The organism is Collinsella aerofaciens (assembly GCF_015670795.1).
GTDB classification, from domain to species: Bacteria; Actinomycetota; Coriobacteriia; order Coriobacteriales; family Coriobacteriaceae; genus Collinsella; species Collinsella aerofaciens_Q.
In genome coordinates this window covers 1-11,619 of record NZ_JADPCJ010000043.1, presented here as the reverse complement: position 1 = coordinate 11,619, position 11,619 = coordinate 1, and the positions used below count along the sequence as shown (strand labels likewise).

9 protein-coding genes are annotated in these 11,619 nt (G+C 61.2%); all 9 read left to right on the top strand.

Features of this window, described 5'->3' with window-relative positions; translation table 11 throughout:
• Positions 1–278 precede the first annotated feature (278 nt).
• Positions 279–791, top strand: a complete 513-nt coding sequence (locus I4W09_RS09880; RefSeq protein ID WP_158556878.1) for a PTS sugar transporter subunit IIA — start codon at positions 279–281, stop codon at positions 789–791.
• A gap of 18 nt (positions 792–809) precedes the next feature.
• Complete coding sequence (locus I4W09_RS10705) at positions 810–1,664, top strand: PRD domain-containing protein (protein WP_117848435.1); 855 nt, start codon at positions 810–812, stop codon at positions 1,662–1,664.
• A 99-nt stretch (positions 1,665–1,763) separates the two neighbouring features.
• Positions 1,764–3,380, top strand: a complete 1,617-nt coding sequence (locus tag I4W09_RS09870) for a PTS transporter subunit EIIC (RefSeq protein ID WP_117769497.1) — start codon at positions 1,764–1,766, stop codon at positions 3,378–3,380.
• A gap of 3 nt (positions 3,381–3,383) precedes the next feature.
• Positions 3,384–4,766: a 6-phospho-alpha-glucosidase gene (locus tag I4W09_RS09865; protein ID WP_117769499.1), complete on the top strand. Its 1,383-nt coding sequence runs from the start codon at positions 3,384–3,386 to the stop codon at positions 4,764–4,766.
• A 256-nt stretch (positions 4,767–5,022) separates the two neighbouring features.
• Complete coding sequence (locus tag I4W09_RS09860) at positions 5,023–6,855, top strand: NAD(P)-binding protein (protein ID WP_196034004.1); 1,833 nt, start codon at positions 5,023–5,025, stop codon at positions 6,853–6,855.
• Positions 6,849–8,660 carry a [FeFe] hydrogenase, group A gene (locus I4W09_RS09855; protein WP_230318772.1) on the top strand — a complete coding sequence of 604 codons (1,812 nt, stop codon included), beginning with the start codon at positions 6,849–6,851 and terminating at the stop codon, positions 8,658–8,660. The genes I4W09_RS09860 and I4W09_RS09855 overlap by 7 nt, the downstream gene beginning before the upstream one ends.
• 2 nt (positions 8,661–8,662) lie before the next feature.
• Entirely contained in the window at positions 8,663–9,718 is a 1,056-nt protein-coding gene (locus I4W09_RS09850; protein ID WP_196034002.1) for an ABC transporter substrate-binding protein, read from the top strand.
• Between the two features lie 3 nt (positions 9,719–9,721).
• Complete coding sequence (locus I4W09_RS09845; protein WP_271756805.1) at positions 9,722–11,101, top strand: ATP-binding cassette domain-containing protein; 1,380 nt, start codon at positions 9,722–9,724, stop codon at positions 11,099–11,101.
• A gap of 214 nt (positions 11,102–11,315) precedes the next feature.
• Complete coding sequence (locus I4W09_RS09840; RefSeq protein WP_196033998.1) at positions 11,316–11,519, top strand: type II toxin-antitoxin system RelB/DinJ family antitoxin; 204 nt, start codon at positions 11,316–11,318, stop codon at positions 11,517–11,519.
• The last annotated feature ends 100 nt before the right edge of the window (positions 11,520–11,619 follow it).

Below are 11,619 nucleotides of genomic sequence, written 5' to 3'. Positions count from 1 at the left end.
GGGTATCGGGTTCCCACATTCATCCGCACATGTGCGGATGAATGTGGGAGGTGTTCGGATAAAGTTGATAATCAAGGTATCGGAGAAAAAATACCGTTCGCCGGTCATAATGATTGTTCCGGCTTTGGGCTTGTCTATAATAACCCACGTAAAAGAAATGCGGAAGGTTACCGAGTCCCCTCGGACGTGGGCCTAACCAAAGTCTTAGAACGGGTGTGTCTCAATGGGTGCATTCGATTGATTTTGGTTGGGCTATATTTATGAAGGGACATGTCACCATGGGTTTCTTTTCTCGCCTAATGGGTGGTTCGGATAAGCAGACGACTGCGGCTTCCGAGTTCGAAATCCTCGCTCCCGTTTCCGGCGAGCTTGTTAATCTAGAAAAAACCAATGACCCCGCTTTTAGCAGCCGTGCAGTGGGCGATGGCGTTGCCGTGGTTCCCCAAGAGGGAACGGTGTGCGCTCCTGTTTCCGGTACCGTCGCCGCTCTGTTTCCGACTGAGCACGCGCTGGGCATCATGTCCGATAACAGCTCTGCTCAGGTGATGCTGCATATCGGAATCGACACTGTTAAACTTGAGGGCAAGGGCTTCCATGCGCTTGTTGCCCAGGGTGATCACGTTGACGCGGGCCAGCCCCTCGTCGAGGTCGATTTCGACGTGGTTCGCGCTGCCGGCTTTGATCCCACGGTCTTCGTTATCGTGTGCGAGCGTTCGGAGAACTCGACTCTTCGTGAGCATGCTTCCGGCCCTGTTGCTGTTAAAGAGCCTGTCGTCTGGCTTTCCGAGTAAATTCTTGTGGTGGGTACCGTGGTTATCAAGCGAGTTTTTAACAACAACGTCGCAATGGTCACTTCGGACGATGGCTCCGAGCTCATCGTCATCGGTCGAGGCCTCTGCTTTGGCCGTCATGCCGGCGATGCCATCGACGAGGCGTCGATCGAAAAGACCTACGCGTTGCAGGAGGGAACTTCTCAGGACTCGCGTACGATTGACCGCTTGGCACATCTTTTGGAGTCCATCCCCACCGTCAACCTCGTGATTTCCGAGGAAATCGTTCAGATGCTTCGTCGAGAGCTCAATGCCGACATCAACGATAAGATTCTCATTGCTCTCGCAGACCATATCAGCCTTGCTTTGGAGCGCGAGCGCAAGGGCGTCCCCTGTGAGAATCCGTTGCTACTCGAGATCCAGCAGTTCTATCGCAAGGAGTACGCGCTTGCGGGCCGTGCGCTGCAGATTATCAAGGAGTATATGGGCATCCAGATGAGCGAAGAAGAGCAGGGTTTCATTACGCTGCATATCGTCAACGCCACCATGCCGCAACGCTCCGATCGTCTGATTGTTTCGGTCCAGCTTGTTCGCGACGTGCTCGCGATTGTTTCTGAGCGCTATGCTACGACCCTCGATGACACCTCGCTGCCTTACGAACGTTTCGTTCGTCACCTGCAGTTTTTCGCACAGCGAGCGCTCGATCCTACGGCCGGGCAAATCAACGGAGACGCGCTGTTCCGAATCGATGAAACGGCGTATCCGTGTGCATTCTCGTGCGCGGACGCCATAGCCGCTCACTTGTCGTCTATCTATAACGTTGTCGTTACCGATGCCGAAAAGAGTTATCTCGCATATCACATTGTTAACCTGCTTGGAGAACCTGGTCTCTAGGCATAACGTGCCCACACATCGATTGATATAAGGCAAGGCTCACGGTCTTGTCTAGGGCACATCTGTCTTAATTTGCGGAAAAGGAAGGGGAGTACCGCTATGACCGCAAAAAAGAAGTTCAATTTCAAAGCGCCGTTGGAGGTGTTCGCGAAGTCGATCGTCCAGCCGATGATGTATCTCTCGGTTGCCGGCATCCTGCTCATCGTGGGCATTATTCTGACCAACAAGACCATCTGCGCTTTGGTCCCCGTACTGGGCTCCGGTCCGTTCCAGCTTGTGGGCGCCGTTGTCTATCAGTCGCTGATGTTTATCATCAACAACCTCTCGATTCTGTTCTGCGTGGGCATCGCCGGCGCCATGGCAAAGAAGAACAAGGGTCATGCTTCGCTGATCGCCCTGATGTCGTTCTTCCTGTTCCTGCAGGCTAACAACATCGTGCTCAACGCCACCGGCTCTCTTGCCGATGCGAGCGGCATGCTCGGTCTTACCGGAACCGGCCAGGCCACCGTTATGGGCATCCAGGTACTCGATACTGGCGTGTTTGGCGGCATCATTCTCGGTTGCATCACCGGTGCCGTGTTCAACAAGTACTCGAACAAGCAGTTCCCCATTGCCCTTTCGATGTTCTCGGGCGTTCGCTTCCCGTTCCTGATTATGATCATCATCTCCTGGATCATGGGCGCTGGCTTCTGCATCGTTTGGCCTCCGGTTCAGGGCGCCATCTCCTCCGTTGCCGGCATCATTAAGGAGTCGGGCAACATCGGTCTGTTTATCTACGGCATGCTCAACAAGCTGCTCGTTCCCACCGGTCTGCACCACCTCATCTACACCCCGTTCCAGTTCTCCGATGTGGGTGGCACCCTTACGCTGGGCGATCAGGTTATCGCCGGCGCCTATCCCATCCGTGTTGCCGAGATGGCAATGACGGGCCAGCCCTTCTCCGATAGCACCTATTTCAACAGCTACACCTTCAACAACCTGTGGCCCTACATCGGTATCGGTCTCGCCTTTATCGTCACCGCTTACAAGGGGAACAAGGATAAGACCAAGGCCGTTATCATCCCGCTGATCATCACCGCCGTGCTCTCCTGTGTCACCGAGCCCATGGACTTCCTCTTTGTCTTTGCCGCTCCCGTGCTCTTTGTTGTTCACTCGGTTCTTTCCGGCATCTTCCTGGTCCTGCTCAAGGTCCTCTCCGTGCCCGCTTCGACTGCAGGCGGCATCATCAACATCGTGGTTTCCAACCTGGTCCTCGGTGTCGACAAGACCAACTGGCCGGTTATGCTGGTGCTTGGAGTCGTCAACGCCGCTCTGTACTTCTTCCTCTTCACCTTCCTTATTAAGAAGCTCAACCTCCACACGCCTGGTCGCGAGGAGGAGTCCGAGCTCGCCGAGTCCGTTGCCGAGGGCGAGGCCGCCGCGTCTGTCGCGGTGAAGCAGGGCGCTGTTGCCGCGGCTCCCGCAGAGGGCGTCGATGCAGGTATTGCCGACCTGGTCGCAGGTCTTGGTGGCAAGGACAACATCGAGGAGCTCGAGAACTGCTTTACGCGTCTCCGCGTGAACGTTAAGAACCCGGACCTCATCAATGAGGACCTCATCAACCACGTGCCCAACAGCGGCATCAACCGCAACGGCAATAATATCCAGATCATCTTTGGCATGAAGGTCGCCGAGATGCGCGACAAGGTCGAAAACGCAATTGAGAAGGAGCAGTAAACAATGATCATTACTCTGTGTGGTGGCGGATCCACCTTTACCCCCGGCATCGTCAAGTCCATCGCCCTGCGCAAGGACGAGCTCGACGTTGACGAGATTCGTCTGTACGACATCAACGAGGAGCGCCAGCGCAAGATCGGCGTGCTCGTGGACTGGATTTTGCACGAGGACCTCGGCCTGGACATCAAGCTCACGGTGACCACCGACAAAAAGACGGCTTTTACCGACGCGAGCTTCGTGTTTGCCCAGATGCGCGTGGGCGGCTACGCCATGCGCGAGCAGGACGAGAAGATTCCGCTGCGTCACGGCTGCGTGGGTCAGGAGACTTGCGGTTGCGGCGGCCTTGCCTACGGCATGCGCACCATCTTCCCCATGGTCGAGCTGATCGATGACGTTGAGAAGTACGCCAAGAAGGACTACTGGATTCTCAACTACTCCAACCCTGCCGCCATCGTCTCCGAGGGCTGCCGCGTGCTGCGTCCCAACGCTCGTATCATCAACATCTGCGACATGCCGATCGCGATCATCGACGTGGTTTGCGCCGCGCTCGATATCGACAAGAAGGATGTCGAGTACGATTACTTTGGCCTCAACCACTTTGGTTGGTTCACCTCGATCCGCCACAAGGGCGAGGAGGTGCTCCCGCAGCTGCGCGAGTACATCAAGGAGCATGAGATTCTGCTGCCCGACTCTTACCTCAAGGGCATGGGCTCGCTCATGGCAAAGAAGCCCGAGGAGGCCGTCGACGAGCACCCCGAGCAGAACCGCCACACCAAGGGCAGCTGGTACTACGTCTGGAAGGGCGAGTACGAGATCATGGAGTGCTTCCCGGAGTACCTGCCCAACACGTATCTGAACTACTACCTGCAGCAGAAGGAGTTCGTCGAGCACTCCAACCCCGAGCGCACCCGTGCTAACGAGGTTGAGGAGACGCGTGAGAAGAACCTCTTTGATGGTATCGACCATTACGAGAAGACGGGCGAGATCGACGAGAGCACGTTCTATGCGGGCAGCCACGGCGACTGGATTGCCGATCTGGCTATCGCTCTGAAGAACGACACCAAGCAGCGCTTCCTGGTCATTTGCGAGAACAAGGGCGCCATCCCCAACATGCCCTACGACGCTATGGTCGAGCTGCCTGCCTACATTGGCAAGAACGGCCCCGAGGTCATCAGCCGCGACAACATTCCGCTGTTCCAGCAGGGCCTCATGATGCAGCAGCTGAACTCCGAGAAGCTCATTGTCGAGGCTACGATCGAGGGTTCGTACGAGAAGGCGCTTAAGGCCTTTACGCTCAACAAGACCGTGCCGTCGATGAAGGTCGCCAAGGAGGTTCTCGACGACATGATCGAGGCCAACAAGGGTTACTGGCCCGAGCTTAAGTAAAAGCAACAGGGTCGCTGGCCGCATGCCTGAAGCAATGCCCCGCCCACGTGATTGCGTGGGCGGGGCATTGTCGTTTGGTAACGCGTTTTATCAAATATGGCATTTATCTGCGATAATGTTCATTTTCACCGCTGATGGTGACATTTCATACCGCCTGCCGAACTGCGTGGAGACCTAACAACTTTATAGGTCAGTGTTGTGCGTGTAGCAATTTCGCCCGGCCTCGCCTCCGGGCTGCCATGTGAGAGGGGATCTTATGGCTCGACTGCACGTAATGGAACGCAGCCACGCTCAGGCCGTCATGGACGACCTGCACGATGCACTCGGACGTCGTCTGGCGGTGAGTTCACTCGCCCCGTGCCCCGTCGAGTTTACGGCGGCGCTCGTCAACCTGTGCTCCACCCAGAGCTGCGGCAAGTGCACGCCCTGCCGCGTGGGCCTGAGCGCGCTGAGCGACCTGCTCGCCGATGTGCTCGAGGGCCGCGCCGACGAGTCCACGCTCAACTTGATTGAGCGCACGGCCCGCACCATCTACCTTTCGAGCGACTGCGCCATCGGCTACGAGGCCGGCGCCATGGCGCTCACGGCCATTCGCGGCTTCCGCGATGACTTTGAGCATCACATCCGCGAACACTCCTGCGGCTTTGACCGCGAGGCCCGCGTCCCGTGCGTCTCGGGCTGCCCGGCGCACGTCGACATTCCCGGGTACATTTCGCTCGTCGAGGCCGGTCGCTATGCCGATGCCGTCAAGGTCATCCGCAAGAACAATCCGCTGCCGCTCGTCTGCGGCCTGGTGTGTGAGCATCCCTGCGAGATGCACTGCCGCCGCGGTATGGTCGATGACCCCATGAACATCCTCGCCCTCAAGCGTTTTGCCGTTGAGCACAGTGACCTCAACGACCACAAGCCGCATGTAGTGGACAACACCGGGAAGCGCGTCGCCGTGATCGGCGGCGGCCCGGCCGGTCTTTCCTGCGCTTACTACCTGGCCGTGATGGGCCATAAGGTGACCATCTTTGAGCAGCGCCACCACCTGGGCGGCATGCTGCGCTATGGCATTCCCAGCTACCGTCTGCCGCGCGAGCGCCTGCAGGCCGAGATCGACTGGATCTTGAGCGCCGGCATCGACGTGGAGCTCGACCATTCCGTGAACGGCGAGGAGCTTGCCCGCCTGCGCGACGAGTTCGATGCCGTCTATCTGGCCATCGGTGCCCACAGCGACAAGAAGCTCGGCCTTCCGGGCGAAGAGGCGCCTGGCGTGGAGTCGGCCGTCAAGATGCTGCGTGCCATCGGCGACGACGAGCTGCCCGACCTGAGCGGCCAGCGCGTGTGCGTCATCGGCGGCGGCAACGTTGCCATGGATGTGGCTCGCTCTGCCGTGCGCTGCGGTGCCGAAAAGGTAAGCATCGTCTACCGCCGTCGCATCTGCGATATGACGGCCCAGGATGCCGAGATCGCCGGTGCCCAGGCCGAGGGCTGCGAGGTGCTGGAGCTGACGGCCCCGCTCGCCATCGAGACGGGCGAGGACAGTCGCGTGAGCGGCCTGCGCGTGCAGCCGCAGATTATCGGTGAGCCCCGTCGTGGTCGTCCGGCTCCGCGTGCCGCCGCCACGCCCGAGCGCGTCATCCCCTGCGAGCGCGTGTTCGTCGCCATTGGCCAGGACATCGATTCCAAGCCGTTTGAGGAGATGGGCATTGCCTGCAAGTGGGGCTGCATCGTCACCGATTCGGACGGCGCCGTGCCCAACTTTAATGGCCTCTTTAGCGGTGGCGACTGCCAGACCGGCCCCGCCACCGTCATCCGCGCCATCAATGCCGGTCGCGTGGCTTCGGCAAACATTGACCGCTACCTGGGCTTCGACCACAAGATCAAGCTCGACGTGGAACTGCCGACCGTCCAGTTTAAGGGCAAGCACGAGTGCGGCCGCTGCGAGCTGGGCGAGCGCGAGGCCGGCGAGCGCATCCACGATTGGAATCTGGTCGAGCAGGGTCTCACCGAGCAGGAGGCACGCCAGGAGGCAAGCCGCTGCCTGCGTTGCGATCACTTTGGCTTTGGCGCGTTCCGCGGAGGGAGGAACCTGGAATGGTAGAGCCCAACAAAACCACCGTCATCGACAACACCGAAAACGGAGCGCATAACATGGTCAAGCTCACTATCGATAATTGCGAGGTCGTGGTTCCTGAGCACACCACGATCCTGGATGCGGCCAAGTCCGTCGGCATCCAGATTCCCACCCTGTGCTATCTGCGCGATCTAAACGAGATCGGCGGCTGCCGCGTGTGCGTGGTCGAGGTCGAGGGCTGCGACCAGCTGGTCGCCGCCTGCAACAACTACGTGCTCGACGGCATGGTGGTCCACACCAACAGCCCCAAGGCGCGCGAGGCCCGTCGCACCAACGTGCAGCTGCTGCTGTCCCAGCACGATTCGCAGTGCACGAGCTGCGTGCGCAGCGGCAACTGCAACCTACAGACCATCGCCAACGACCTGGGCATTTTCTATCTGCCGTATCAAAGGCATTTGGCGGGCGAGGGCTGGGATTTCGATTTTCCCATCATCCGCGAAAACGACAAGTGCATTAAATGCATGCGCTGCATCAAGGTGTGCGAAAGCGTGCAGGGCCTAGGGATTTGGGACCTGACCAACCGCGCCACGCATACCGCCGTGGGCACCCGTGGGCGTGCGCCGATCGGCAAGACCGATTGCGTCGCGTGCGGCCAGTGCATCACGCATTGCCCGACGGGCGCGCTGCGCGAGCGCGACGACACCGAGACCGTGTTTGACGCCATCGCCGATCCCGACAAGATCGTGCTGGTGCAGATTGCGCCGGCCGTGCGTAGCGCCTGGGGCGAGGAGCTCGGCATTCCGCGCGATGAGGCCACCGTCGAGCGCCTGGCCTGTGCGCTGCGCCGCGTGGGCTTTGAGTACGTGTTCGACACCGATTTCTCGGCCGATCTCACCATTATGGAGGAGGGCTCCGAGCTGCTCGAGCGCCTGGGTAAGGCCGCCAAGGGCGAGGGCGACAGCCGCAGCTGGCCCATGTTCACGAGCTGCTGCCCGGGCTGGGTACGCTTTGTGAAGGCGCGTTACCCCGAGTTTGTCGACAGCCTGTCCACGTCCAAGTCGCCGCAGCAGATGTTCGGCGCCATCGCCAAGACCTACTACGCCAAGGTGCTGGGCGTGGAGCCCGAGCGCCTGTTTGTGGTGTCCGTGATGCCGTGCACGGCCAAGAAGGCCGAGTGCGCGCTGCCGAGCATGGTGGGCGAGGGCGGCACGCCCGATGTGGACGTTGCGCTGACGGTGCGCGAGATGGTGCGCATGGTCCGCGCGAGCCACGTGAGCGTGGATACGCTAGTTGAGGAGCCGCTCGATACGCCGCTGGGCTTTGGCACGGGTGCGGGTGTGATCTTTGGCGCCACGGGCGGCGTGATGGAGGCCGCCGTGCGCTCGGCCTATTACCTGGTGACGGGCAAGAACCCCGACGCCGACTTCTTTACCGATGTGCGCGGCCTGGACGGCTGGAAGGAGGCCGTCGCCGATATCGATGGCACTAAGGTGCGCGTCGCCGTGGCACACGGGCTGGGCAACGCTGCCCGTCTGCTCGACGCGATTCGCGACGGCCGCGTGAGCTATGACTTCGTTGAGGTTATGGCGTGCCCGGGCGGCTGCGTCGGTGGCGGCGGTCAGCCCATCCACGACGGCTGCGAGCTGGCAGCCGAGCGTGGCCAGGTGCTCTGGGGCCTGGATGCCGCTGCGGACATTCGTTTCTCGCACGAGAATCCCGATGTCCAGGCGTGCTACCGCGAGTTCTTGGGCGAGCCGCTCTCGCCGCTGGCTGAGGAGCTGCTGCATACCGACCATCACGCATGGACGATGCCTAACGAGGGGACGTGCTAGCGATGCGCGCGTTTGATTTTGAGATGTCGCGCCGGGGGTTTGCCTCGGCGCTTGCCGCGGGTGCGCTGTCGCTCGCACTCGCGGGCTGTGGCGGCGGGGCTGCCGGTGCCGGGTCCGCCGCGGGCTCGGCTGCCACGGACGGCGCCGGTGCTGCTGCAGAGCCGGTCGAGGTGCGCGTCGCCTCGCTCAAGGGGCCGACCTCGATTGGTCTGGTGCAGTTTATGGACCGGGCAGTCGATGGCGAGACGGACAATGAGTTCGACTTTGCGATCAATACTGCCGCCGATGAGATTGTGCCCAAGGTCATTCAGGGCGATATCGACATTGCCCTGGTGCCCGCCAACGTGGCGAGCGTGCTCTATAACAAGACTGAGGGCGCGGTGCAGGTCATCGACATCAACACGCTGGGCGTGCTGAACGTTGTGACGGGCGACGCGAGTGTGACCTCGTTTGGCGATTTGGCGGGCCATACCGTCTATATGACGGGCAAGGGCACCACGCCGGAGTACGTCATGAACTACCTGCTGGGGCGCGCGGGCCTGGCCGGCCAGGTGGCGCTTGAGTTTAAGAGCGAGCCCACCGAGGTGCTGTCGGCCCTGCTTGCCGATCCTTCTGCCGTGGGCGTGCTGCCCGAGCCGTTCAAGACCGCTGCCATCGCAAAGAGCGAAGGCAGGCTGTCGGCTCCGGTAAGTCTGACCGATGTGTGGGATGAGCTGGCAGGTGACACGGGTTCGCGCCTGCTGACGGGCGTGACCGTGGTGCGCCGTGCCTTTGCCGAGGAGCATCCCGAGGCCGTGGCGGAATTCCTGAGCTGCCATGCTGCGAGCGTTGAGGCCGTGAACGCGGCGCCGGCGGACTGGGCTCAGGCCGTGGTCGATGCGGGTATCGTGGATAACGCCGCGATTGCCGAAAAGGCGATTCCAGGGTGCATGCTCGTGTGCCAGACGGGGAGGGATATGAAGGCGGCGCTCGGTGGGTACCTGCAGGTGCTGGCCGATGCGGACGCGAGCGCCGTGGGCGGCAAGCTCCCGGCTGACGATTTCTACTGCATGGAGTAGCCCGTGCGTGCGTTTGCTCGACAAATGACAGAGCGTATGAAGGCGGTGGCGGCAGCAGGTGCCGTTGCCGCCTTTTGGCTTGCCGTGTGGGTGCTGATGGCGGGTTTCGTGGCGCAGCCGTTGATTTTGCCGGGGCCGGGCGCCGTCGTGGTGGCGTTGCTGCGACTGGTATGCGATGCCGGCACATGGGCGATTCTGGCAGGCTCGGGTGCGCGAATCTTGGGCGGGCTGGCGCTTGCCGCGGTGTGCGGCGGCGTACTGGCGGGAGTCTCGGTGCGATCGCTGACGTTTGCCCGCTTGGTGGCGCCGGCGCTTTCGTTTGTTAAGGCGACACCGGTTGCCTGCGTGGTGGTCCTGCTGCTCATTTGGTTGGGGTCGGCGCGCGTGAGCATTGCGGCGGTCTTTTTGATGGCACTTCCGGGCGTGTATTTTTCGTTGGTCGAGGGTTTGACGCAAGCGGATAAACCGCTGGAGCAGATGTTTCGTCTGCATGGCGTGCGGGGCTGGCGACTGTTTTGCGCCCATACCTGGCGCGAGGTCCTGCCGTTTGTGCTTTCGTGTGCGCGTGCCGTGATCGGCATGAGCTGGAAGGCCGGCGTGGCGGCGGAGCTCATCGGCATGGCGACGGGCACCGTGGGCGAACGCATCTATCAGGCGAAGCTGCTCATCGAGACGGCTGATCTGCTGGCGTGGACCGTGTTGGTCGTTGCCGCCTCGTGGGCGTGTGAGCGCGTGCTGGTGTGGCTGCTGCGGGTTTCGGGACCCGTGGCGTGGCGCGCGGCCGTGCGGGCACATGGGCATGGACTGCGCGGGCGTGCGGGCGGCTCTGCTGGTGGCGGGGCTGCGGCGGAGCTTGCGCTCGCCGTGGGCGACCGGGCACCCTGGGCTCCGGCGCTGGATGGTCTGGTGCTCAACGTGCCCGCGGGCGGGCGTATCTGCGTGATGGGAGCTTCAGGCGTGGGCAAGTCGACGCTGCTTTCGTTGACAGCGGGGGAGTGCGCGCCGTGCTCGATGGTGTTTCAGGATACGCGCCTGGTTGAGGACGCCTCTGCTTTGGATAACGTGCTGGTGTGCGCCGATGCACGCGTGAATGCCTCGAGTGCCGCTGCCTTGTTGCGCCTGCTGGTACCGGGGATCGATGTGCATGCCCGCGTGGCCGAGCTCTCGGGCGGGCAGCGCCGTCGCGTCGAGATTGCCCGAGCCCTGCTGTGTCCGGGCGGCGCAGTGATTCTGGACGAGCCCTTTACCGGTCTAGACATCGCTGCGCGCGACGCATGCGCCGAGGCCGTGCTCGACTTGCTCGACGGCCGTATGCTGTTGCTTGCCACGCACGATTTCGCTGACGCTCGGGCCCTCAATATCTCGGACATCATCACGCTCTAAATACTTACCCAGCAACAAAATGATCCGTTTTTCTCCGTCTCCATAGGGCCGGGTATGGTATTCTATCTGCGGGGTAATACTTAGGAATACCAAGTAATACCAACGCCGTAGAAACAAACTCCAGATGCGGGCCAATCGGGTTGCCTTCACAGCCCGTCGCCCAGCCGCGTGGCCCGCATCTATCCGCATCACCGTCGTTTCAAAAAGGAAGCGCATGGCAGAACACATGACCCCGGTTGTCGCGAAGGTCTTGCCCGAGGAAAAGGCGGCCTTCGCGGCGGCAACCCAGCTCGTGGGCACCACGCCGTCCAACGCCATCCGCATGTTTATCGCCGCGTTCAATCGCTGCGGCACCTTCCCGTTCGACATTTCGCCCAACGGGGCCTTTGGCGCTGCGCCCGATTCTCGTCAACAATGACCGTCCCAAACTGCCGGCACTTGGGGACGTTCCTTTTAATATGAGCAGGACATTGTCAAGAGGCAAAATCGGGCCTGGCCCCAACGATATGGGGTCAGGC

Coding starts and splice junctions, on each gene's coding strand:
- I4W09_RS09880 (WP_158556878.1), top strand. CDS start 279: ATGGGTTTCTTTTCTCGCCTAATGGGTGGTTCGGATAAGCAGACGACT.
- I4W09_RS09870 (WP_117769497.1), top strand. CDS start 1,764: ATGACCGCAAAAAAGAAGTTCAATTTCAAAGCGCCGTTGGAGGTGTTC.
- I4W09_RS09860 (WP_196034004.1), top strand. CDS start 5,023: ATGGCTCGACTGCACGTAATGGAACGCAGCCACGCTCAGGCCGTCATG.
- I4W09_RS09850 (WP_196034002.1), top strand. CDS start 8,663: ATGCGCGCGTTTGATTTTGAGATGTCGCGCCGGGGGTTTGCCTCGGCG.
- I4W09_RS09865 (WP_117769499.1), top strand. CDS start 3,384: ATGATCATTACTCTGTGTGGTGGCGGATCCACCTTTACCCCCGGCATC.
- I4W09_RS09855 (WP_230318772.1), top strand. CDS start 6,849: ATGGTAGAGCCCAACAAAACCACCGTCATCGACAACACCGAAAACGGA.
- I4W09_RS09840 (WP_196033998.1), top strand. CDS start 11,316: ATGGCAGAACACATGACCCCGGTTGTCGCGAAGGTCTTGCCCGAGGAA.